This is a genomic window from Nocardia sp. NPDC050712, from assembly GCF_040654295.1.
Lineage (GTDB): Bacteria > Actinomycetota > Actinomycetes > Mycobacteriales > Mycobacteriaceae > Nocardia.
The window spans coordinates 328,234-349,339 of the sequence record NZ_JBFAHT010000005.1 but is presented as its reverse complement, the minus strand read 5'-3'; the positions used below and the strand labels follow the sequence as shown (position 1 = coordinate 349,339).

Genomic DNA, 21,106 nt, shown 5'->3' with positions numbered 1-21,106 from the left:
GAGGAACCCGATGACGCTGAACCTGTCCGCCGACGAGGTCCTGTCCACCACCCGAGCCGTGCGCAAACGCCTCGACCTCACCCGGCCGGTCCCGCGCCGCCTGATCGAGGAATGCGTCGACCTCGCCACCCAGGCGCCCACCGGCCGCAACCGGCAGCGCTGGCACTTCCTGGTCGTCACCGACAAGGCGCGCCGCGCGGCGGTCGCCGACATCTACCGCAGGGCACTGCATCTCGCCGAGGGCACGCCGCTGACCGCCCGCGATGTGCAGCGCATGAACGCGCACGGCTCCTGGCCCCGGATCGCCGCGGGCGTCGACTATCTCTACGACCACATCCATCAGGTGCCCGCCATCGTGATTCCCGCGGTCGAGGGCCGCACCGATCGCGCGTCGGTGACCGAGCAGGCCGGCACCTGGGGCTCGATCCTGCCCGCCGCGTGGAGCTTCATGCTCGCGGCCCGGGCCCGCGGCCTCGGCACCGTCTGGACCACCGCGCAGGCCCCGCTCGAACAGGAACTGGCCGAGGTCCTGCGGGTCGACTACGACCGGGTCATGCTCGCCGCCCTCATCCCGCTCGCCTTCACCGTCGGCACCGATTTCCGTCCCGCCCAGCGCATCTCCCGCGACCACGTGCTGCACTGGAACGGCTGGTGAGTCCCGCGACGCCTGGGGCACTACGTCGATCGACGTAGCCGGTCGCGCTTTCGAGCGTAGATCCGCGGGTAGGCCGATGTTGTACTGTCGCATCATGTTCTTGCGGGTGGCGGCGGATCGGTTCGCCCGCCGGCCGTCCTGGTTCACCGACCTGCTGCTGGCGCTGTTCGTCACCGCGGTCCAGGTGCAAGCCGCGTCGTTCGCACTGCCGCTCGCGCCGGTCGCGCAGCCGGCCACCGGTATCGCCTACGCCCTGCTGGTCGTGAGCGGCATGGCCGTCGCCGCCCGGCGGCGGTGGCCGGTTCCGGTGTTCGCCGTCATCACGGTGGTCTGCCTGATCTACTTCGCCCTCGATTTCCCCGAAGGGCTGTCCTGCCTGGGGCTTTTCGTCGCCCTCTACACCCTGGCCGCCCAGGGCGACGGCGACCGCTCGCTGCGGATCGCCGGTGCGGGTATCGCGGTGCTGGCGGTCGGCTGGTTGCTCGCCGCCGCGGATATCGAGCCGCGCCCGGCCATCGGCTGGGTGCTGTTCCGCATCGGCGCCTCGGTGATCAGCCTGACGCTCGGCGAGTCCGCGAGGTCCCGCCGGGTGCTGGCCGCCGACGCCCAGCAGCGCGCGGAGCTGGCCGAACGGTCCCGGGAGGAGGAGGCCCGATCGCGGGTAGACGCCGAACGGCTGCGGATCGCCCGGGAGGTGCACGACACCGTCGCTCACGCGATCGCCGTGATCAACGTGCAGGCCGGTGTCACCGCGCACGTACTCGACAAGCGCCCCGAGCAAGCCAAGGACGCCCTGCGCAATATCGAACAGACCAGTTCGCGGGCGCTGCGCGAAATGCGCGCGATCCTGGGTGTGCTGCGCGACGGTGACGATCGCGCGCCCGCACCGAGTTTCGAGCAGATCGCCGACCTGGCCGGCAAGGCCCGCGACGCCGGCCTCGACATCGAGATCCGGCTCGGCGCACCGCCGACGCCGATTCCGGGTGCGGTCGGCAGCGCGGCCTATCGCATTGTGCAGGAAGCGATTACGAACGTGATCCGGCACGCCGGCCCCACCGAGGTGACGGTCGCGGTCGAACCGGGTATCGACGATCTGCGCATCCGCGTCACCGACGCCGGCCGGCGCGGCGCACCGACCGACAGCTCCGCCGATCCCGGCCGCGGGATCGCGGGCATGCGCGAACGCTGCCAGTTGCTCGGCGGCGATCTGGACGCGCACGCGCGGCCGCAGGGCGGATTCGAAGTCAGCGCCCGGCTGCCGCTCGCCCCGGTCGGTTCGGCCGCATGACCCAGCCGATCAAAGTTCTGCTCGTCGACGACGAGCATCTGGTGCGCTCCGGTTTCAAGCTGCTGCTCGATCTGGAGGACGACATCACGGTGGCCGGTGAGGCCGCCAACGGCGCGGACGCCGTCGCCCAGGCGCTGGCCACCCGGCCCGACGTGGTCCTCATGGACATCCGGATGCCGCGGCTGGACGGCATCCAGGCCACCCGCCGGATCGCCGAAGCCGCCGGGCTGGAACAGGTCCGGGTCCTCATTCTCACCACCTACGACACCGACGACAACGTCTTCGAGGCGCTGGAAGCGGGCGCGAGCGGTTTTCTGCTCAAGGACGCGGGTCCCGCCGAACTGCTGCACGCCATCCGGGTGATCGCCGCGGGTGAGGCGCTGCTGGCGCCGCGCGTCACGCGCCGGCTCATCGGCCAGGTCACCGCGCAGCGCCGGGCCGCGAAGTCCGGTGCGGAGCGGCTCGCGGTGCTGACCGATCGGGAGCGCGAAGTGCTCGCGCTGGTGGGTCAGGGGTTGAGCAACGACGAGATCGGGGCCGCGTTGTTCCTCAGCCCGGCCACCGCGCGCACGCATGTCAGCCGCGCGATGACGAAACTCGGTGCGCGCGACCGCGCGCAACTGGTCGTCATCGCCTACCGAACCGGGCTGAGTCGACTCGATTCCTGAGTACGCCCGCCGACGTAGCCGATCGCGCGTTTCGGCGGACGCGGACGGGACCGGTCCGGCGCGACCATCGTGGCACCACGTTGTGCACGAGAGGACGAATGTTGTGAGAACCGGACCGATATTGCTGGCAGTCGCGACCGCACTGAGCATCAGTGCGTGCACGTCGGCACACTCTGCAACTACGCATGATTCGCTGCAAACGGCGCTGGAGGAGATCCAGCGGGCCGGAGTGGTCGGCGTCTTCGCCGAGGTGCGCACCGGAGAGCAGGTGTGGCGCGGCGCTTCCGGCGTCGCCGACCTGAGCACCGGCAGCCCCGTCACGCCCGACATGCGGCAACGAGTCGGCAGCATCACCAAGACCTTTATCGCCGTCGCGATCATGCAGCAGGTCGAGCAGGGCCGGATCCGGCTCGACGCACCGATCGGCGACTACCTGCCCGAGCTGGTGCCGGGCGAGCGCGGCCGGGCGATCACGGTGCGCATGCTGATCAACCACACCAGCGGAATCCCGGACCTCATGCCGTACGCGTTCCCGTCATTAGCGGGCCTGTTCGGCGGCGACGGCGCGGTCTCGGCGCAGAGCCTGGACGACAACCGGTTCCGCGTCTTCAGCCCCGCCGAACTGATCGCGATGGGCTTGAACGCGCCCGCCGGTGAGCCGGGCGCACTGCCGGGGGTGTACTCCAACACCAACTACTTCCTGCTCGGCCAGCTGCTGGAGTCGGTGACCGGAAGTCCGACCGCGCAGTACCTGAGCGAGAACATCATCCGGCCCGCCGGGCTCGAACACACCTCGCTGCCGGACAGCCCGTACCTCGAGGGCCCGCACCCGAAGATGTACGAAGGCATGTACGGCGTCATCGATCCGCCGCGGGACTACAGCGTCTACGACATGTCCTGGACCATGCCGGGTGCGGGCCTGGTGTCGACCATGTCCGACCTCAACCGCTTCTACGCCGCGCTGCTCGCCGGGAAGATCGTGAATCCGGCCGCGCTGACACAGATGCAGCAGACGGTGCCGGTCATCGCCCTGGACGGGCAGCCGATCGTCTACGGTCTCGGCCTGCACCGGGTGCAACTTCCGGGCTGCGAGGTGCTGTGGGGTCACGACGGCTCGGTGTTCGGCGCCGCGACGATGACGCTGCACTCCCCCGACGGCCGGCGGCAGCTGTCGGTCGCGATGAACTCCGTGCGGGGGAACAAGTCCGGCGCGGCGCGGATCGAGAACGCGCTGTCGGCCTTCTACCAGCAGGCGCTGTGCGGGCCCGAGTAACCGCTACCAGGTGACCGGCAGGGCTTTCGGGCCGCGCACGAGCAACCCGGTCTTCCACGGCACCTCGTCCAGCGGGACCGCCAAGCGAAGACCGGGGAACCTGCGCAGCAGGGTGCCGATCGCGACCTGGAGCTCCAGCCGGGCCAACTGCGCGCCGAGGCAGTGGTGCGCGCCGTGCCCGAAGGCCATGTGCGGGTTGCCGGCCCGGGTGAGATCCAGCTCCTCCGGGTCGGCGAAGACGGATTCGTCGCGGTTCGCGGCCTGGGTGTTGACGAAGACCGCTTCGCCCGCGCGGACCGTGACGCCGCTGAGTTCTACGTCCTCGGTGGCGATCCGGGCGAAGGCGCCGCCGGAGCCGAGCTGGACGTGGCGCAGCAGTTCCTCGACGGCGCCCGGCAGCAGGCCGGGGTCACGCTGCAAGAGATCCCAGTGCCCCGGCTCGGTGAGCAGGACGTAGGTGAAGTTGGCGATCTGGTTCGCGGTGGTCTCGTGCCCGGCGATGAGCAGGCCGACACCGAGGTTGACCAGCTCGGTCTCGCTGAGCCGGTCGTCGTTGTCGCGGGCGGCGACCAGCGCGCCCAGCAGATCGTCGGCAGGTTCGGCACGGCGCTGAGCGACCAGTTCGGCCAGATAGCCTTCCAGCTCGGCGCGGGCCGAGAGGATCTGCTCGCGGGTGTAGGCGGTGGTGGACAGGATCGCGTCGGAGAAATCCCGGAACCGGTGCTGCTGATCGGTCGGCACACCGAGCATTTCGCAGATCAGGGTGACCGGCAGCGGCAGCGCGAACTGCCGCACGAGGTCCGCGGGCGGGCCGGACCGCTCGATGGCGTCGAGGTGCTCGTCCACGATCTGCTGGGCACGCGGGCGCAGCTGTTCGACCCGGCGGCCGGTGAAGGCCTTGGCGACCAGTTTGCGCAGGCGGGTGTGTTCCGGCGGATCCATGCTGAGCAGCGAATCGCCGCGGGGCGGTTCCGGTGTCGCGCGCGGGAGGTCCTCCCGGTCGACCGCCTCGGCGCGGCTGAAGCGCGGATCGGCCAGGACCAGCCGGACGTCGTCGTAGCGGGTGATCAGCCAGCCCTCGCCGCCGTACGGCAATTGGATGCGGGCCACCGGTTCTTCGCGGCGTAATCGCGCCAGCAGCGGGTGGATGTCGAGGCGGACGGGTTCGCCGAACGGATAGTGGCGAACCTCGAAGTCGGTGGTCATCACGCTCTCCCTTCCGGATCTGAGCGGGCTCTCACAAAACTCGTTTCCCTAGCTAAGTTAAACCCGGGTGACACAGCCCGTCAACGAGTCATTTCGCCTACCGTGCTTGGCAATTCGCGTCCGCGCAGGCGGGCACCGGGACCACGGGTGCGGGCTATTCCACCGCCACGAACTCAGCCCAGTTCGAGTGTCGTGGTCCCGAAGAGACGGTCCAGCCGATGCGGGCGCACCGGGCCCGTGTACATCCGCGCCGTCTCGAAGCTCGGCTTCAGCCCCGCTTCCTCGACCACCTCGACGGCGAAGTCGTTGCGGAGCGGGACATCCACGGCCAGCGGGCCGTCGGCCTCGGCGGCCAGTCCCGCGAGGAGCTGACGCGCGTCGTCGGCGGTGTCGGCGAACAGCGGGCCGACCCGCATGGAATCCCGTGCCGGGCGGATGGTTCCGTAGCCGGTCAACCGGCCGTCGACGATCCGCAGGACGGTCCGGTGCCGCGGATCGCCGAGCCAGGCGTCGAGGAATCGGGGCCGGTCGGCGGGCACGCACTCCGCGTCGTAGCCGTGCAGCCGCGCGAGATCGCCCGGCGCCAGCGCGCGCACCGTGGCGTCGGGTGCGGGCAGATCCGGAATGCCGGTGAAACGTGCGCTGCGATAGGCGAGTTCGAATCCGCTGCGCCGATAGTTGTCCTGCTGGTCGGGAACACCGTCCAGGCCGACCAGCCGATCGCCCGCGTGCTCCAGGCCCGCCCGCCAGGTCGCGAGGCCGAGACCGTGGCCGCGCAGATCCGGCCGGACCAGGTAGAAGCCCAGAAACGCGTACGCCGCACCGTAGTTCACCACCGACACGGCGCTCACCGGCTCGCCGTCCAGCCGGCCCAGGAAGAAGCCGTCCGGATCCTGGGCGAAGAACGGAACCGCATCCCCCTCCCCCGGATTCCAGCCCTCCGCGGCGGCCCACTCGAGTACCGTCGCCCATTCGGCACGGGCAGCGTGGGTGATGACGAGCGCGGCAGAGCTCACGGCATCCGGCATGGGACAACGGTAGCCCGCGGCCGCCGCCGCTCGGGCGCGATCGCCGGGGTTACTCTCTCGCCGAACGTCTTTGGACCATGCTGTCCAGCGCGGGTTGCAGCACGGCGAGCAGCGCGGCGAGCGCGGCGGGATCGCCGTCGGCGCGCAGCCGGCCCTGGGTCAGCGCCGCCTCGACCGTCAACGTGCCGCCCGCGAGCGCGGCGAGCGCGGCCGCATCCGCGGTGAACGTCGCGTCGGGTAGGTGATCGCCCACACCGGGTCGCACCTCCGCGGTGCCGTCGTGGATGCGAAGCCGGGCGACACTGTCGTCGGCGTGGATCTCGTAGGTGGCCTCGATTCCCGACAGCTGGCCGGGTTCGAAGAGTTCGGCCAGGAAGACCAGCGCCCATTCGGCGCGGAAGGACTCAGCGGGAGAACGTTTTTCGGGCAGGTAGTGGCGAGCGCCCCACACCGCGAGCGGTGTCAGCGCGCTGGCGAGTTCCTTGCCGACCGGCGTCAGCTGATAGACGGTGGACGCGATCGGCGGCGCCAGATGCCGGCGCTCGGCCAAACCCTCGGCCTCCAGCTGCTTGACGCGAGCGGCCAGCAACGAGGTATTGATGCCCTCGAGCGCACCGGCCAAGTCCGAGTACCGCTTCGGCCCGGCCATCAATTCCCGAACGATCAGCAGCGTCCAGCGCTCCCCCGCGATATCGAGCGCACGAGCGAGACCGCAGAACTGGTCATAGGTACGGCGCGCCACCTCTCGAACACTAAGAGTACAGATTCCTTCTTGTCTACTACAAAAACTTATGTAACGATCGATCCGCGGGTGCCTGCCGAACCGAAGTCCCTTGCTTTTCAACACTTCTCGAGCCCGAGACCGCCCCGCAAGGAGTCGCACATGTCTGACATCACCAGCCCCACGACCGAGCACATCGAGGAAAAGGCCGAATTCGTCGACTATTTCGGCCGCGGCCTGGCCCTCGGAAACCGGGACGCGTTCCTCGACCACTTCCTTCCGCGTATACGCCCCGACGCCCGGCAGCGGCAACCCCTCGCGCGCGGCAGCTACGGCCACGCGGGGTTCCGGCGCCTGTTCGCGGCGACGTTCGCCGCGGTGCCCGACCTGCACGGCACCGTCCACCGCTGGGGGCCGACGCGAGACGGCGTCCTGATCGAGTTCACCCTGAGCGGCACCCTCGGCAAGCGGCCGGTATCGATCGACGTGGTCGACCGAATCGTGTTGCGCGACGGCTGCTTCGTCAGCAACGACACCTACTTCGATCCCATCCCGCTGGTGCCGCCGTTGCTGGCACATCCCTTCCTCGCGGCGCGCCTGCTGCCCCGCCTGTTCCCGACCCACGCCGAACGCACCGCTGATCAACCGGCCGGCACGGCCCAGCTCATGGCGGTCGGACGAATACTGCTGGCGCTGCTGACCCTCACCGCCCCACAGCGATTCGCCGCGACACTCGGGATCGAATCCACGCCGGAGCTGACCTACACGACCCGCGTCTACGGCGTCCGAGCATTGGCGATGGGATTCGGATACCTCACCGCCGACGCGCGGGAACGCCGGCGTTGGCGGCGGCTCGGGCTGGCTGTGGACGTCATCGACACCGCGTCCGGCCTGACGCAGCTGCTCCGGCGCGACGTCCCCGTACGCGCGGCGCTGCCCATGCTCGCCCTCACCGGCTCCTACGCGGCCCTGGGCGCCGCCGGACTCCTGGGCGAAAGGTCCCGATAGTCCGATCCGGCGATTGGTACGATCCATCGACGTTTCACTTTCGTCCTCTCGAACGCTCGACTCGGAACCAGTTGAACCGATCGCGACCGGGAAGGTGCAGCGCGCATGGATCAGGTAGGTTTCGTCGTCCTCGGCGTCGCCCTGGCGACGGTCGCGCTGCTCGTGCTCGGCGACCGGCTGCGGCCCAAGTCCTGGCGGCAGACCAGCGACGAATCCTCGGGCACGCTGGTGCTGGACCTGATCAAAACCCTGTTCACGGCCGTGATCGCGTTCGCCTTCGTGGTCTGCTGGCAGCAGGTGCAGACCGCGCACAGCCACACCGTCACCGAGGCGAAAGCCCTGGTCGACGTGTACCAGGCGGCACACGGGCTGCCCGCGCCGGAACAGCAGCGGGTGCGCGCGCTGGTGCGGGCCTACACCGATGCGGTGGTCACCCAGGAGTGGCCGCTGATGGACCGGGAGCATCGGGTCAGCCGGTCCGTCGGCGACGAACTCGACAACATCCGCGAGACCGTCTCGGCGGTGCGTTCCCCCGACGCGCTGGTCACCGATGCGCGATCGCGCACCCTGTCCGCGCTGGAGCGGGTCGACCAGGCGCGCTACGAGCGCGCCATCGACGCCGGGCGCAAGCTGCCCGGGTTTCTCTTCACCGCCCTGTGCATCGGCTCGATTCTGGTGCTGCTGAGCCCCGTGCTGTCCGGGATGCGGGTGACCTGGCGCAGCGTCGTGATGACCGCACTGCTCGGCATCGTGGTGGGCGCCGCGCTGCTGACGATCTACGGGCTGCAACGGCCGTTCTCCAGTGTCATCGGCATCCCTGCCGACGCGTTCACCTACGCCCGAACCGAGTTCCAGCACGACAGCGCGGCACCCCGCAGTGAGGATTCTGCGCATGGCTTCCGCTAGCCGAAGGCACTGTGCCGCAAGCAGAATCACCGCACTGGCCCTATTACTCCCGATGACGCTCGGCTGCCCCCTCGCCGCCGCCGGGCCCGCCGACCTGCCGTTCCTCGGCGATATCGGCACCGGCTCGACCGGCGGTCAGAGCGGCACGCCCGAGGAGGCGAGCACCCCGCTCCGGCTCGGCCCGGCGCTGCCGCCCACGGATAGTGCGCTCGAAACCGAGCAGTCGCCCGGGACCGATCTCGCTCGTCACCCCGCCGCCGCCCCTACCGGCAGCGCGGAAACCGCGTGCGCCGGCAGCGCCGTACTCGGCGGATCCGCACTGGTCCTCGCCCTGCTCACCGGTAGCGGCATCAGCTCGGGCGTCCTCGGCCCCGGATCGGTCGTGCTCGGATCCGCCCTCGTGGTCGGCTCGGCCGGCGCCGGATCCGGCGCCGCCAGTTCGGCCCCCCTCGGCCCCGGCAGCGCCGCCCTGGGCAGCGCCGCTACCGGCAGCGGCCTCACCGGAAGCGCGGCGCTCACCTGCCTCTCCCTCCTACTGCCCGCTGCCCCGACCCCGCCGGCACCCGGAGTCCCGATCCAGATTCCCCCGCCCGCCGGGCAACCGCCGCTGATCCCCGGCCAGCTACTTATCGGCCCAAGTGCGATGTCCCCCTTGCCTATTCCGGGAAGCGCGATTGCCCACCCAGCCGCTGCCCCGGCACCAGCCACTGTCCCGGCACCATCGATTCCGCCCGAGGCAGCGCTGCCTGGTATCGCGGCATTCGAGCCGATCCAAAACCCGGTCGGCTGGGACCTTTTGGAGATCATCACGGTTCTGATCGTGGCGGTCATCCTCACCTACCGCTCATCCACCCGCAAAGTGCCTGAATCCGACTGATCCGCAAGCGAATCGGATGCCGACGTCAGCTCTCCGCCATGAATTCCCCGAGTAACCGCAGCCCGAACTGCCGCTCCACCTCGAGGAGCGCATCGGCCGGCAAGTCCGGATGCTCGTAGGTGATATTGAGCCAGAGGACCGGCAGTGCACCGGCCGCGGACAGCAACTGCCCGGGGACGAGCAGGTCGTTCTCCATGTCGACTGTCGAAAAGTAGCCGCGCGCACGAAACCGCGCCGACGGGTACCGGTCGAGGATCGGCGTGAGCGTGTTCTTCAGTTCGAGCAGCCGATCGTAGGCGCCGCTTTTCGTTTCCGCGCCTAGCGGACCTGCCCATTCACGGCATGCCAGCGTCATCGCTCGATCCTATGTTCCGCCGCAACAGCAGCAGGTTCAGCAGACCCGCCGCCGCTGCCATCAACAGAACGGCGTCGAGGTAGTGGCATGCCATTGCGCCGAGGTAGCTCGGGCCGCCCCAGGCGTTGACGGTGAAGTTCGGGTCCAGGCCGGCGAGGATCTGCATTCCGATTCGCCACGGGCTGTAGACGAGGAGCGCGACGGGCACGAGGGCGAGCAGCAGTCGCAGCAGTGCGGTCGGGTGGCGGAAGACCGCGGACAGCGTGTGCACCAGGCGTTTCGAGGCGGCGGCGCTTACCGGGGCGAGCAGGAACCGAGCGTCCGAGTGTGTACGGCGCCGCACGACGCCGAAGGCGATGACGGCCAGCACGAGCAAGACGAGGTGCGGGCCCCACGCGGCGGTGCCGTCGACATGCATCTCGCGGTGGGGCGAACGCTGGAGATAGTGGATCCCGCCGGACACGACGCCTGCCGCGAACGACGCAACGGTAATGGCAACCAGCGGGGCCGACAGCCGTGAGCGAATTCGCGTCGAATCGCCGAGCCGGGCTGTGGACCGAATATGTTCGGAGCCTTGAGTATTCATGCCCTCAGCCTGGTTCTTCGACGCGGCCGTGTCGTCATCCTCCCGCCGCGAGAAGCCGCGCGACCACGGGTGGAGGCCGCGGGGTCTCTCCGACTTCCGGATGATGCGCGACCCCGGCTTCCGGGTGATGCACCGGCACTGTCCGGGCGATTACCGTCTGCGCTATGTCGATCACTTCCTCGCCGCCGGGCCAGGCCGCACGGCCGCCGTGGCCGCGGCGGCTCACCCCGGTCCCACGCCTGGGATCCGAATGGATCGATATCGCGATCGCCCTGATCTGCTTCGCGGCGATGACCGGGCCCATCCTCACGGGCTGGATCAGCGGGATCGGGTCCACACCGGCGATCGCCGCTTTCGGCGCGGCCGCTGTCGCGCCGCTGCTCGTCCGGCGGCGCCTGCCACTCACCGCTCTCGTCGTTGTCTCGGCTGTTCTGTGCCTGGCCGCCATAGCCGGCGTCCGCTTCACCCCGTGGGTGAGCAATGCCGGCCCGGCCCTGGCCGTCGCCGTCTTCACCCTCGCAGACCGCCGACCGCGCCGCGAATCGCTCCTCGCCACCGGCCTCGCGCTCGTCGCCCTGTGTGTCACCGCCCAAATCGCCGTCGACCTGCATACCGATCAGGAGCAGAACTTCGTCCAACTGCCGATCGCGGCCGCCGCCTGGCTGCTCGGCGATATGACCCGGACGCGGCGCGAGTACCGGCGCAGCCTCGCCGAGCAGCAACGCCGGCGGGCAGCGGAGGAGGAACGCCGCATCCGGGCCGAGGAACGGTTGCGAGTGTCACGCGACGTGCACGACCTGATCTCGCACACGCTGAGCATGGTCGCTGTCCGATCGGGAGTGGCGCGCCTGGTGATCGATGAGCAGCCGGAGGAGGCGCGTCGGGCGTTGAGCGCTATCGAGACGGCCAGCCGGTCCGCGCTGACCGACCTGCGGGCGGTGCTGGCCCAGATCCGGGAGTCCGCGCCGCCGGACGAGCCGAGCGAGCCCGGTCTCGCCGAGATCGACGGCCTTGTCGACCGGCTTCGGCACAGCGGGCTCGTCGTGGAGTATCACTCCGTCGGTGCGGCACTCGACTATCCCGCCCTACTCCAGACCACCGTGTACCGCATCGTGCAGGAGGCACTCACCAACGTGGTCAAGCACGCGCGGACCGACCGTGCGCGGGTCGAGATCCGGCATTCTCCGCACGAGTTGATCGCCGCCATCACCGATGACGGCCCAACCGGCCTGGCCGAACAGTCCACCGGCATCGAGACCAGCGGCTCCGGTCTCGGTGTGGCCGGGATGCGGGAGCGGGTGTCGCTGTTCGGCGGCCGGCTCGACGCCGGGCCTCGCCCCGAAGGCGGATTCGCCGTCACCGCAAGCTTTCCGATCGATCGGGAGCACCATGCCTGAGCCACTCCCCCCGGCCCCGATTCGGGTCCTCATCGCCGACGATGAGGCGCTGGTCCGAGCCGGGTTCCGAGTCCTCGTCGATTCCGCGCCGGATCTCACCGTGGTCGGCGAGGCCGGCAACGGCGGCGAAGCCGTCCGGCTCACCCGCGAACTCCACCCCGATGTCGTCCTGATGGACATCCGGATGCCGATCATGGACGGCCTCGAGGCGACGCGGCATATCGCGGCCGACGGCGCGGACGGCCCGCACGTCTTGATCGTCACCACCTTCGATCAGGACGAACACGTCTTCCGGGCATTGCGCGGCGGCGCCGGCGGCTTCCTCCTGAAGGACTCGCCGCCCGAGCAGTTGCTGCACGCGATCCGAGTCCTGGCCGGCGGCGACGCCCTGCTGACACCGAGCATCACCCGCCGACTCATCAGCGCTTTCGCCCGCCAACCCGCCGCACCCACACCGCAGCCGAGCACCGCGCCGGCACTCACCGACCGCGAAAGCGAAGTGCTGGCCCACGTCGCCGCCGGCCAGTCCAACGCCGAAATCGCCGCCGCCCTTTACGTCAGCGTCGCCACGGTCAAAACCCACGTCGGCCGCCTCCTGACCAAACTGGACGCCCGCGACCGCGCCCAACTCGTCGTCTTCGCCTACGAAACCGGCCGGGTGGTGCCCGGCGGACATTGACGACCACGCCACTCGGGATGGTCCGAGCGCGCTTACCTCCCAGGTAATCGACGCGACGCATCGTCCCGGGCACAGTGGCGGGCATGAACAACAACGGCACGAGCACCACCCGAACGGTCGTGGAGGATTTGCTGCACCGGATCGGTGCGGGCGACGCAGACGCGACGGCCGCGGTGTACGCCCCGATCAGCGACTGGAAACTGAATTGGCCCGAGCACGAACACGACCGGCCGGCGACTCCGTGGATTCGGGCGCGCGCCACCCGCGCCGACGCGGCCGAGCATTTTCGCGAGATCGCCCGGCACCATGTGCCGGAGGAGGTCGCCACCGTGGTCGAGCGCATTCTGGTCGACGGCCCGGATGCGGTGGTGCTGGGCGAGATCCGCCAGACCGCCCGGCCCACCGGCCGCGCCTACCGCTCCCGATTCGCACTGCACCTGACCGTCGAGAACGGACTCGTCACTCGCCACCACGTCTACGAGGACAGCCTCGCCGTCGCGCAGGCCTTCGAGAATCCGGAAACAACCCCGGATCGAAACAGTTCACCGGCGGTCGCCGTTGTCGAATCCGGGCACGGGCGTCCGGCGTAAAATCATCCGGGTGGCACCCGCCTCGGTGACCAGACGATCGACACGGAAACGCGGCCGGGGTATGCCAGGAGTGATGCCCTCGATGAACGCACCGGACCCAGAACCCTTCCTGCGGCGGCCGATCCGCGTTCGATGCGACGGGATGGAGCACCTGGTCGGTCTGGTGGATGGCCAGGTGGTGGCCCCCGCGCACAGTGCCGCCGAGATCGAGCGGGAGCTCGCCCGCGCCGCCGAAGGCGCCACCCTCAGCGGTTGTTTCGCGATTCTCGCCGGCGGCGAGGAGGCCCGGCTGGACCAGCCATTGCGCAACGCGATCGGGGCCGGCGCACTCGACGACATCCTCACCATGGTGGCGCAGGGCATGGATCCCGACACCACCACGAAGTCGCGGGTAACCACCTTGAAGGTCGCGACCGCACTGGGCCGCCCGGATGCCGTGCGCACGCTGCTCGATGCCGGGGCCGATCTCGCCCACGACGAGAACCGGGCCTTGGCGCTCGCTGTGCACCGGGGCAATTCGGAGATCATTCGCATTCTCCTGCAGGCAGGCGCGGACATCTACGCCGCCGACAAGTACGGCCACACGGTCGCCGAGCAGGTGCTCGCGAGCCGCGACGTCGAGGTGATCAAAGCCGTCGTCGAGGCGGACCAGCGCAACGCCGAGGGCGGCACACTCCTGCACATCGCCGCCCGCCACAAATCAGCCGAGGTCGTGGCACGTCTGCTCGACGGCGGCGCCGACCCGCGGGCACTGGATGCCCACGGTCGAACCCCCGGGGATCTCGTCATCGCTTTCCGCCATCAGGAGAACATTCGACTGCTGGTCACCGGCGGAACGCAGGCGACAGCGGACGACCAGGGCGCCACAGCCATGCACGTCGCCGCCGCCACGGGTGACGCGGACGGGATCCGAGAACTCCTGAACGCCGGATCCGACGGCGACGCAGCGAACCACACCGGCTGGACCCCACTACACGTCGCCGCCGATCACGGCCGCGTCGAAATCACCCGGATGCTGCTCGCCGCGGGCGCGGCACCGAACGCGCGCACATCGACCGGCTGGACCGCGCTGCACATCGCCGTCGTCTATCGCCACGCCGCCATCGCCAGAGTCCTACTCGCCGCGGGCGCGGACATCGCCCCTGAAACCGCCGACGGCAGAACACCCTTGGACCTCGCCGGTTCGACAGGACTGTCCGGAATGGAACGACTGCTCCGGGAATACCCCGGGTAACTCGGGCCTCAGGATGACCACTGCGCGTCCGGCCCCGCATCGGCCAGCGCGAGTGTCCCGTTCGCGACCGCGTTCGCGGTCGCCAGATCGAGCACGAGATCGATGGCCGGGCCGGGTGCGGGCCCGTCCTGGTGTGTGATCTCGGCCCCATCGACGACCACGTGAAAAACAGTCTCGCCGATCCGCACGGTGACGGTCCCCTTGTCGATCTGCTCTCCGATGGCCCGCCCCAGCGGAAGGGCGAGCCAGTGCGCGCGCACCGCGTCGGTCGGGCGGCGTTCTCCGAGTGCCGGTGTCCCCCAGGCGGACAGCGCGTCCAGGACGGGGCGCAGCGCCGCCCCGTCGACGGTCAACTCGTAGGCCGAGGTCGCGCGCGGCCCGATCCGATGCCGGGTCAGGATGCCGTCGCGTTCCAGGTCCTTCAGCCGCGTCGCGAGCACATCGGTACTGATGCCGGGCAGGTCGGCGAACAGATCGCTGTAACGTCGCGGGCCGGACAGCAATTCGCGGACGACCAGCAGACTCCAGCGATCGCCGATCACGTCGAGGGCACGGCTGGCGGCACAGTAGTGGTCATAGCTTCGGCGGGGCACACCGACACTGTACTTGGAAATTCCAAGTGACTACTTGGAATTTCCAAGTACAGTGTGCGGAGGTCATCGCGAGAAGGGACGTTCATGCAGATCAGGCAGTCGAGCAAGTTGGCGGGTGTGTCCTACGAGATCCGCGGCCCGGTCGCGGAGCACGCGGCTCGGCTGGAGGCCGAAGGGCACCACGTGGTTAAGCTCAACACCGGCAACCCGCAGCCGTTCGGGTTCGAAGCGCCAGCGGAGATCCTGCAGGACATCGTCCGGAATCTGCCGCTGTCGAGCGGCTATTCGTCGTCGAAGGGGTTGCTCTCGGCCCGGCGCGCGGTCGTGCAGTACTACCAGACCCTCGGTGTCGAGGGTGTGGACGTCGAGGACGTCTTCCTCGGCAACGGGGTGTCCGAGCTGATCATGATGGCGATGACGGCGCTGCTGGAAAACGGCGACGAAGTGCTGATTCCGGCACCGGACTTCCCGCTGTGGACCGCGGCGACCACGCTCAACGGCGGCAAGCCGGTGCACTACCTCTGCGACGAGGCCGCGGACTGGTTCCCCGATGTCGCCGACATCGAGGCCAAGATCACCGACCGCACCCGCGCCATCGTTCTCATCAACCCGAACAATCCGACGGGGGCGGTGTATTCGCCGGAGGTGCTGCGCGAGGTCCTCGAGGTCGCGCGCCGCCACGACCTGATCGTGTTCTCCGACGAGATCTACGACAAGATCCTGTACGACGACCTCGCCCACACCGCCACGGCCTCGCTCGCGCCGGACCTGCTCTGCCTGACCTTCTCCGGCCTGTCGAAGTCCTACCGCTGCGCCGGCTTCCGGTCGGGCTGGCTGGTGGTATCGGGCCCGATTCAGCACGCCCAGAGTTATCTCGAAGGCCTCACCATGCTCGCCGGCCTGCGTCTGTGCGCCAATGTGCCTGCGCAACAGGCGATTCAGGCCGCCCTCGGCGGCCATCAGAGCATCGACGAGCTGCGCATGCCCGGCGGACGCCTGCGCGAACAGCGCGACCGCGCCTGGGAGGCGCTCAACGCGATCCCCGGCATCTCCTGCGTGAAACCCAAAGGCGCGCTCTACGCCTTCCCGCGCATCGATCTCGACATGTACCCGATCAAGGACGACGAACGGTTCGTCCTGGATCTACTGCTCCAGGAGAAACTGCACATCGTCCAGGGCACCGGCTTCAATTGGCCACGCCCCGACCACTTCCGGATCGTCACCCTGCCCTACGCCGACGAACTCGAGGCGATCGTCGAACGCATCGGCCGATTCCTCGCCACCTACCGGCAGTAGCGCGGCCGCCCGGACGCACCTTCACCTCCCGCCGAGTACGGCGGTCAGGTCGAGGTGTGCGAGCCGTTCGGGATCGGAGAGAATATCGATCGCGCTGATGCGGTCATCGATGACGGTGAAGCCGATGATCGAGAACAGGTGACCGTCGAGGGTGTTGACCAAGCCGGGGCCGCCGTCGACGAGGGCGGCGTGGGTGGTGCAGCGGGTGGCCATGCGCTGGAAGGTTTCGGCCTGCCCGGCCACCGCGGCAGCACCGCGGATCACCTGCATCGCGGCGCCGGCGTCCGCGCGCAACACCACATCGGGGTCGAGCAACCGGAGTAGTTCGCCGAAATCGCCGCCGCGCGCGGCAGTGAGGAAGGCATCGACGACGCGGCGCCGGCGCGCGTGGTCCGCGTCCGGGCCGGGGACGCCGCCCTGCACGCGGCGGCGCGCTTGGCTGGCCAGCTTCTTGGCGGTCTGCGGGGTGCGGTCGATGAGGGGCGCGATCTGTTCGTAGGGCAGCGCGAACATGTCGTGCAGAACGAAGGCGAGCCGCTCGGCCGGGCTCAGCGATTCCAGGACGACCAGCAGCGCTGATCCCACCGAATCCGCAAGCAGCGCTTCATGTTCAGGGTCGGTTGCGGCTTCGCTCGTGATCACCGGATCCGGCAGATGCTCGATTTCCAGCGGTTGCTCGTTGCGGACCTTGCGTGTCCGCAGCATATCCAGGCAGACCCGGCCGACGACGGTCGTCAGCCAGCCGCCGAAGTTCGCCACGTCGCTGGTATCGGCCCGCGCCAAGCGCAGCCACGCCTCCTGGACCGCGTCTTCGGCCTCGGTCGATGAGCCCAGCATCCGATAGGCGACCGCCCGCAGGTGAAAGCGGTCTTCTTCGAACCGCTCGGCCAGCAACTGCGCTTCGTACACGGGTCCTCCTCGAGTTCGTCCCGCATGGATGACGAACCGGAGCCCGGAAGTGTGACCGCAGCGCGTCGGCTACCCCTGGACCAGCTGTTTCCACGAAGGGTCACGTTCTGCCCCTGCCATCCGTCAGGGCAGCAGAACACGCTCCGCCGGAGCAGCGACCGAAGGGAACTACCGTGAACACGATCGAGATACAGGGCACTGTCGCCGCCGGATTCGAGAGCGTCCGGGCCGAATTCGCGGCCGTCGTCGCCGAGGAAGACGGGGAGTCGGGCGCGCAGCTGGCCGCTTACGTCCGAGGCCGCCCGGTGGTGAATCTCTGGGCTGGGCCCGAAGTATCGGCCGGCACGCTGACCGGTCTTCATTCGACGAGCAAGGGCGCCGCCGGTTTGGTGGTCGCGCTACTGATCCAGGACGGCATCCTCGATGTCGACCTGCCGGTGGCCCACTACTGGCCGCGGTTCGCCACAGCGGGCAAGCAGCAGATCACGGTGCGCGACGTGCTGGTGCACCGCTCCGGGGTCATCGGCGTCGACGGCGGTTTCACCGTCGACGAGCTGGCCGATGAATCCGTCGTCGCGGAACGACTGGTGGGCCAACGGCCGTTCTTCGAGCCACGCAGCGTGCACGGCTACGGCGGGTTCGTGACCTACGCCATTGTCGGCGAGGTGGTGCGCGCGGTCACCGGTAGCACCATCCAGCAGCTGTTCGGGCAACACATCCGCGCCCCGTACGGATTGGACGTCTACCTCGGGTTGCCCGCCGAACTCGACCACCGGTACCTGCCGATCCTGCCGTGGCGAGCGACCCCGGACGCGGCGGCCGCCTTCGCCGCGAATTCGCCCGCCCCGCAGAGCATCGCGGGTATCGCCTACAACCTCAACGCGCGCGGTTTCACCGCCGCCGACGTCATGACGCTGCCCAACGACACCACACTGCGCCGCCGGGGTCCGGGTTCGGTCGGCGGTGTCGGCAGCGCGAACGGCCTGGCAGCGATGTACGCGGCCGCCAGCACCGGTATCGGCGGCCGGGAGCCGCTGCTGTCGCTGGAAACCATCGCCACCGTCTCGACGATCCACTCCGGCGGCTTCGACCTGGTGCGCGGCGAACGCGCGCCCTACGCCCTGGGATTCGAAGCCAAGGGCCTGCTGTACCCATTCCTGGGCGCGCACGCTTTCGGGCACACCGGCTCGGCGGGCTCGGATGGCTTCGCCGACCCGCACAGTGGCCTCGCCTACGGCTATACCCGCCGCCGCGCCGCGTTCGCGTTCAACGCCCCCGAGAATGCCCGGTTGGCCGCCGCGGTGCATCGCGCCGCCCTGGCCGCCGACTTCGCCTCGGCCGCCTGACTATTCGCTTCAGGAGCAACATCATGTCCCTTCGCACCACCTCGCTGCGTTCCCGCAGTCCGAAGCTCGCACGCTGGGTGCCCGTGACCGCCGTCCTGGCCGAGACCGCGGTCGGCGCCTACTGGGATCTCGCCCGGATTTCCTATGTCCGCGACGCGTTCGACCATCTGGGCTACCCGATGTATTTCGCGACCATCCTCGGTGTCGCCAAGACCGCCGCGCTCGCCGCGATCCTGACCCCCGGCCACCCCGTGACGAAGGAGTGGGCCTACGCCGGACTGGTCTTCGTGTACGGCGGTGCCGCCGCTTCCCATCTGGCCGTCGGCGACGGCCCCGACAAGTGGGCCATGCCGGTGTTCTTCACCGCCGCGACCTTCGCCGCCCGGGCGTGGCTGCCGGTACCCCGTGCCGCCTGAAAACTCCAGCACAAGACAAGGAAAGCCATCATGACAATCAACCCAACCAGCTCGCGACTTCCCAACCCGCAACAGTTGGTCCCGGCGCTCGGCGAGATCGGCGCGGCGCTGTTCAAAGCCACCGGCAACGGAGCGGTCCCGCGCACCACGATCGGCCTGGTCCAATTGCGGGCGGGCCAGATCGTCGGGAGCACCTACCTGGCCATCCTGCACGCGGGCAACCTGCGCGCCGCCGGTTGCCCCGAAGAGCGCATCGCCGCGGTCGCGACTTGGTGCGACGCTCCCTGCTTCACCGAACCCGAACGAGCCGCGCTGGCCTTGGTCGAGGCGATCCTGCAACCGGCATCGCACGGCGAGCGAGTCTCCGAAAAGCTCTACGCGCACGCCGCCGAGCACTACGACCACACGGCCCTGGCTACCCTGGCGATTGTCATCGGGCAAGTGAATTTCTTTGTGCCGCTTGCCCTTATCGGCAAGCCGATACCCGGCCGCCCGCAGTCCGAACAGTGGACGCCGGTGCCGTCCTGACCACATGATCGTCCACCAGCACGGGTTCAGGGATGTCCAGAACCCGTGCTGGTGAGCGAAGGATCTAGCGATCGCAGCGCCACTACGGCCAGCACCGCCGTGACCACCGCACAGACCACAGCCGTGACGTTGAGTCCGTTCGTGAACGCCGCGCGCGCCGCGCCCAGCACCGCGTCGCCGTACTGCGCGGCGCCCCCGAGCGAATCTCGCGCCGGCTCCGGGGCATCCGGCATCCCGGCCTGATAGACCGCGGTGCCGACGACCCCGAGGACGGCAATGCCTGTAGCGACACCGAATTCCATGCTGGTCTCCGACATCGCCGCCGCCGAGCCCGCCTTCTCCGGCGGCGTGGTCCCGATGACGAGATCGGTGCCGAGCACCATCAGCGGACTGATACCGGCGTAGACCAGCACGAACCCCGACACCAGCAGCGGCAACCCGCCGACCGCGTCGACGAAGGCCAGGGTCAGATAGCCGAGCGTGGCGAGCGCCAACGCGGCGGCGACGACGGTCCTGGGTTCCACTTTGCGCGCGATGATCGGCGTCAGCGTCGAGGCCAGAATCAGCGCGCCCGCCGGTGGCAGCAGCCACAGACCGGCTCCCAGCGGGGTCAGCCCGCGCACCGATTGCAGATACTGGGTGATGAACAGGTAACTGCCACCGACGGTTCCGAGGCCGAACAGCAGAATCAGCAAGGCCGCGCGGAACGCCGGATTGCCGAACAGCCGCAGTTCCAGCAGCGGATTCGCCAGCGTCCGCTGCCTGCGCACGAACAACAAGCCGAATCCGGCGCCGATCGCCAGAGCCGCGACCGGCAGGACGGCGAACCCGGCCTCGGCCGTCTTCTTGATGCCGAAGACCACCGGCAGAATGGTCGCCAGGCTCAGCAGCACACTGGGTACGTCGACGCGGCCCGCGGCGGTGTCACGATATTCGGGCAGCAGTACCGGCGCGGTGCCGAGCAGCAGCGCCATCACCGGCACGGCGAGCAGGAAAACCGAACCCCACCAGAATGATTCGAGCATCACGCCGCCGATGATCGGGCCGACCGCCATGCCCGCCGACATGCACGTAGCCCACACACCGATGGCCATCGCACGCTGCCCGGCCTCGCGGAACATGTTGGTGATCAACGCGAGCGTGGAGGGCATCAGGGTCGCGCCCGCGATTCCGAGCAGTGCACGGGCGATGATCAACAGCAGCGAGGTGGTGGCGAACGCGGCGAGCACCGAGGCCGCGGCGAACGCGGTCGCGCCGAGCATCAGCAGTTTGCGCCGGCCGATGCGGTCGCCGACGGTGCCCATGGTGATCAGGAAACCGGCGATCATGAAGCCGTAGATGTCGGCGATCCAGAGTTGTTCGATGCCGCTCGGCCGCAGGTCGGCCGTCAGGTGCGGTACGGCCAGATAGAGGACGGTGACGTCCATCGCGAGCAACAGCGTGGGCAGGGCGAGCACCGCGAGGCCGGCCCATTCACGGGGCCCGGCAGCGGTTTTCGGCATTCGAGTGCCGGAGAGAGAGTGCGGAGCGGACATATCGCGATGCTA

General features: G+C 69.2%; 23 protein-coding genes. 15 read left to right on the top strand and 8 right to left on the bottom strand.

The window, feature by feature from the left end; genetic code table 11:
* The first annotated feature begins 10 nt into the window (after positions 1-10).
* The 4 genes from AB0H76_RS34330 to AB0H76_RS34315 all read left to right on the top strand — a co-directional run bounded on the left by AB0H76_RS34330 (position 11) and on the right by AB0H76_RS34315 (position 3,884).
* Positions 11-655, top strand: coding sequence for a nitroreductase family protein (locus tag AB0H76_RS34330; RefSeq protein WP_357331234.1), 645 nt, complete (start codon positions 11-13; stop codon positions 653-655).
* 94 nt (positions 656-749) lie between these two features.
* A complete protein-coding gene (locus tag AB0H76_RS34325) occupies positions 750-1,943 on the top strand; it encodes a sensor histidine kinase (RefSeq protein ID WP_357331233.1) in 1,194 nt (397 codons plus the stop codon).
* On the top strand, positions 1,940-2,611 hold the full coding sequence (locus AB0H76_RS34320; RefSeq protein ID WP_357331232.1) for a response regulator transcription factor: 672 nt from the start codon (positions 1,940-1,942) through the stop codon (positions 2,609-2,611). The genes AB0H76_RS34325 and AB0H76_RS34320 overlap by 4 nt, the downstream gene beginning before the upstream one ends.
* A 103-nt stretch (positions 2,612-2,714) precedes the next feature.
* On the top strand, positions 2,715-3,884 hold the full coding sequence (locus AB0H76_RS34315) for a serine hydrolase domain-containing protein (protein ID WP_357331231.1): 1,170 nt from the start codon (positions 2,715-2,717) through the stop codon (positions 3,882-3,884).
* Between the two features lie 3 nt (positions 3,885-3,887).
* On the opposite strand, the gene AB0H76_RS34310 is transcribed toward AB0H76_RS34315, so the two are convergent.
* From AB0H76_RS34310 to AB0H76_RS34300, 3 genes are all read right to left on the bottom strand, one after another.
* Positions 3,888-5,090, bottom strand: coding sequence for a cytochrome P450 (locus AB0H76_RS34310; protein WP_357331230.1), 1,203 nt, complete (start codon positions 5,088-5,090; stop codon positions 3,888-3,890).
* 173 nt (positions 5,091-5,263) lie between these two features.
* Positions 5,264-6,118 carry a GNAT family N-acetyltransferase gene (locus AB0H76_RS34305; RefSeq protein ID WP_357331229.1) on the bottom strand — a complete coding sequence of 285 codons (855 nt, stop codon included), beginning with the start codon at positions 6,116-6,118 and terminating at the stop codon, positions 5,264-5,266.
* A gap of 49 nt (positions 6,119-6,167) precedes the next feature.
* On the bottom strand, positions 6,168-6,860 hold the full coding sequence (locus tag AB0H76_RS34300) for a helix-turn-helix domain-containing protein (RefSeq protein WP_357331228.1): 693 nt from the start codon (positions 6,858-6,860) through the stop codon (positions 6,168-6,170).
* A gap of 141 nt (positions 6,861-7,001) precedes the next feature.
* Here AB0H76_RS34300 and AB0H76_RS34295 point away from each other — a divergent pair, with 141 nt between their 5' ends.
* The 3 genes from AB0H76_RS34295 (at position 7,002) to AB0H76_RS34285 (ending at position 9,630) form a co-directional block, all read left to right on the top strand.
* Positions 7,002-7,847 (top strand): nuclear transport factor 2 family protein, encoded by an 846-nt coding sequence (locus tag AB0H76_RS34295; protein WP_357331227.1) that lies wholly within the window; start codon positions 7,002-7,004, stop codon positions 7,845-7,847.
* A gap of 105 nt (positions 7,848-7,952) precedes the next feature.
* Positions 7,953-8,753, top strand: coding sequence for a DUF4239 domain-containing protein (locus AB0H76_RS34290; RefSeq protein ID WP_357331226.1), 801 nt, complete (start codon positions 7,953-7,955; stop codon positions 8,751-8,753).
* A 52-nt stretch (positions 8,754-8,805) separates the two neighbouring features.
* The gene (locus tag AB0H76_RS34285) at positions 8,806-9,630 is read left to right on the top strand and encodes a hypothetical protein (protein WP_357331225.1); all 825 of its coding nucleotides are present in this window, start codon (positions 8,806-8,808) and stop codon (positions 9,628-9,630) included.
* A gap of 25 nt (positions 9,631-9,655) precedes the next feature.
* On the opposite strand, the gene AB0H76_RS34280 is transcribed toward AB0H76_RS34285, so the two are convergent.
* Both AB0H76_RS34280 and AB0H76_RS34275 read right to left on the bottom strand, forming a co-directional pair.
* Positions 9,656-9,985 carry a hypothetical protein gene (locus AB0H76_RS34280; protein ID WP_357331224.1) on the bottom strand — a complete coding sequence of 110 codons (330 nt, stop codon included), beginning with the start codon at positions 9,983-9,985 and terminating at the stop codon, positions 9,656-9,658.
* A complete protein-coding gene (locus AB0H76_RS34275; protein ID WP_357331223.1) occupies positions 9,966-10,571 on the bottom strand; it encodes a hypothetical protein in 606 nt (201 codons plus the stop codon). The genes AB0H76_RS34280 and AB0H76_RS34275 overlap by 20 nt, the downstream gene beginning before the upstream one ends.
* A 164-nt stretch (positions 10,572-10,735) precedes the next feature.
* Here AB0H76_RS34275 and AB0H76_RS34270 point away from each other — a divergent pair, with 164 nt between their 5' ends.
* The 4 genes from AB0H76_RS34270 (at position 10,736) to AB0H76_RS34255 (ending at position 14,471) form a co-directional block, all read left to right on the top strand.
* Positions 10,736-11,968, top strand: coding sequence for a histidine kinase (locus AB0H76_RS34270; protein ID WP_357331222.1), 1,233 nt, complete (start codon positions 10,736-10,738; stop codon positions 11,966-11,968).
* Positions 11,961-12,647 carry a response regulator transcription factor gene (locus tag AB0H76_RS34265; RefSeq protein WP_357331221.1) on the top strand — a complete coding sequence of 229 codons (687 nt, stop codon included), beginning with the start codon at positions 11,961-11,963 and terminating at the stop codon, positions 12,645-12,647. The genes AB0H76_RS34270 and AB0H76_RS34265 overlap by 8 nt, the downstream gene beginning before the upstream one ends.
* 83 nt (positions 12,648-12,730) lie before the next feature.
* Positions 12,731-13,237 carry a nuclear transport factor 2 family protein gene (locus tag AB0H76_RS34260; protein ID WP_357331220.1) on the top strand — a complete coding sequence of 169 codons (507 nt, stop codon included), beginning with the start codon at positions 12,731-12,733 and terminating at the stop codon, positions 13,235-13,237.
* 82 nt (positions 13,238-13,319) lie between these two features.
* Entirely contained in the window at positions 13,320-14,471 is a 1,152-nt protein-coding gene (locus AB0H76_RS34255) for an ankyrin repeat domain-containing protein (protein ID WP_357331219.1), read from the top strand.
* Positions 14,472-14,479: 8 nt separating this feature from the next.
* Here the strand turns inward: AB0H76_RS34255 and AB0H76_RS34250 are convergent, their stop codons facing one another.
* Positions 14,480-15,064, bottom strand: a complete 585-nt coding sequence (locus AB0H76_RS34250) for a helix-turn-helix domain-containing protein (protein WP_357331218.1) — start codon at positions 15,062-15,064, stop codon at positions 14,480-14,482.
* Positions 15,065-15,148: 84 nt separating this feature from the next.
* Between AB0H76_RS34250 and AB0H76_RS34245 the strand changes: the two genes are divergently transcribed.
* On the top strand, positions 15,149-16,360 hold the full coding sequence (locus AB0H76_RS34245) for a pyridoxal phosphate-dependent aminotransferase (protein WP_357331217.1): 1,212 nt from the start codon (positions 15,149-15,151) through the stop codon (positions 16,358-16,360).
* Positions 16,361-16,381: 21 nt separating this feature from the next.
* On the opposite strand, the gene AB0H76_RS34240 is transcribed toward AB0H76_RS34245, so the two are convergent.
* Positions 16,382-17,269 carry a sigma-70 family RNA polymerase sigma factor gene (locus AB0H76_RS34240; protein WP_357331216.1) on the bottom strand — a complete coding sequence of 296 codons (888 nt, stop codon included), beginning with the start codon at positions 17,267-17,269 and terminating at the stop codon, positions 16,382-16,384.
* A 173-nt stretch (positions 17,270-17,442) separates the two neighbouring features.
* On the opposite strand from AB0H76_RS34240, the gene AB0H76_RS34235 reads away from it, so the two are divergent.
* From AB0H76_RS34235 to AB0H76_RS34225, 3 genes are read left to right on the top strand one after another with little or no spacing between them, the layout of a single operon-like run.
* Positions 17,443-18,615: a serine hydrolase domain-containing protein gene (locus AB0H76_RS34235; RefSeq protein ID WP_357331215.1), complete on the top strand. Its 1,173-nt coding sequence runs from the start codon at positions 17,443-17,445 to the stop codon at positions 18,613-18,615.
* Between the two features lie 23 nt (positions 18,616-18,638).
* Positions 18,639-19,031 (top strand): DoxX family protein, encoded by a 393-nt coding sequence (locus AB0H76_RS34230; RefSeq protein WP_357331214.1) that lies wholly within the window; start codon positions 18,639-18,641, stop codon positions 19,029-19,031.
* Positions 19,032-19,061: 30 nt separating this feature from the next.
* Positions 19,062-19,559 (top strand): carboxymuconolactone decarboxylase family protein, encoded by a 498-nt coding sequence (locus tag AB0H76_RS34225; protein ID WP_357331213.1) that lies wholly within the window; start codon positions 19,062-19,064, stop codon positions 19,557-19,559.
* 26 nt (positions 19,560-19,585) lie between these two features.
* Here the strand turns inward: AB0H76_RS34225 and AB0H76_RS34220 are convergent, their stop codons facing one another.
* Positions 19,586-21,061 carry an MFS transporter gene (locus tag AB0H76_RS34220; protein WP_357331212.1) on the bottom strand — a complete coding sequence of 492 codons (1,476 nt, stop codon included), beginning with the start codon at positions 21,059-21,061 and terminating at the stop codon, positions 19,586-19,588.
* Positions 21,062-21,106 lie beyond the last annotated feature (45 nt).

What these genes read in the sequence shown, in the direction of transcription:
- AB0H76_RS34330 (WP_357331234.1), top strand. Translation starts at nt 11, where the DNA reads ATGACGCTGAACCTGTCCGCCGACGAGGTCCTGTCCACCACCCGAGCC.
- AB0H76_RS34325 (WP_357331233.1), top strand. Translation starts at nt 750, where the DNA reads ATGTTCTTGCGGGTGGCGGCGGATCGGTTCGCCCGCCGGCCGTCCTGG.
- AB0H76_RS34320 (WP_357331232.1), top strand. Translation starts at nt 1,940, where the DNA reads ATGACCCAGCCGATCAAAGTTCTGCTCGTCGACGACGAGCATCTGGTG.
- AB0H76_RS34310 (WP_357331230.1), bottom strand. Translation starts at nt 5,090, where the DNA reads ATGACCACCGACTTCGAGGTTCGCCACTATCCGTTCGGCGAACCCGTC.
- AB0H76_RS34305 (WP_357331229.1), bottom strand. Translation starts at nt 6,118, where the DNA reads ATGCCGGATGCCGTGAGCTCTGCCGCGCTCGTCATCACCCACGCTGCC.
- AB0H76_RS34295 (WP_357331227.1), top strand. Translation starts at nt 7,002, where the DNA reads ATGTCTGACATCACCAGCCCCACGACCGAGCACATCGAGGAAAAGGCC.
- AB0H76_RS34290 (WP_357331226.1), top strand. Translation starts at nt 7,953, where the DNA reads ATGGATCAGGTAGGTTTCGTCGTCCTCGGCGTCGCCCTGGCGACGGTC.
- AB0H76_RS34285 (WP_357331225.1), top strand. Translation starts at nt 8,806, where the DNA reads ATGACGCTCGGCTGCCCCCTCGCCGCCGCCGGGCCCGCCGACCTGCCG.
- AB0H76_RS34280 (WP_357331224.1), bottom strand. Translation starts at nt 9,985, where the DNA reads ATGACGCTGGCATGCCGTGAATGGGCAGGTCCGCTAGGCGCGGAAACG.
- AB0H76_RS34275 (WP_357331223.1), bottom strand. Translation starts at nt 10,571, where the DNA reads ATGAATACTCAAGGCTCCGAACATATTCGGTCCACAGCCCGGCTCGGC.
- AB0H76_RS34270 (WP_357331222.1), top strand. Translation starts at nt 10,736, where the DNA reads ATGTCGATCACTTCCTCGCCGCCGGGCCAGGCCGCACGGCCGCCGTGG.
- AB0H76_RS34265 (WP_357331221.1), top strand. Translation starts at nt 11,961, where the DNA reads ATGCCTGAGCCACTCCCCCCGGCCCCGATTCGGGTCCTCATCGCCGAC.
- AB0H76_RS34260 (WP_357331220.1), top strand. Translation starts at nt 12,731, where the DNA reads ATGAACAACAACGGCACGAGCACCACCCGAACGGTCGTGGAGGATTTG.
- AB0H76_RS34255 (WP_357331219.1), top strand. Translation starts at nt 13,320, where the DNA reads ATGAACGCACCGGACCCAGAACCCTTCCTGCGGCGGCCGATCCGCGTT.
- AB0H76_RS34245 (WP_357331217.1), top strand. Translation starts at nt 15,149, where the DNA reads ATGCAGATCAGGCAGTCGAGCAAGTTGGCGGGTGTGTCCTACGAGATC.
- AB0H76_RS34230 (WP_357331214.1), top strand. Translation starts at nt 18,639, where the DNA reads ATGTCCCTTCGCACCACCTCGCTGCGTTCCCGCAGTCCGAAGCTCGCA.
- AB0H76_RS34225 (WP_357331213.1), top strand. Translation starts at nt 19,062, where the DNA reads ATGACAATCAACCCAACCAGCTCGCGACTTCCCAACCCGCAACAGTTG.
- AB0H76_RS34220 (WP_357331212.1), bottom strand. Translation starts at nt 21,061, where the DNA reads ATGCCGAAAACCGCTGCCGGGCCCCGTGAATGGGCCGGCCTCGCGGTG.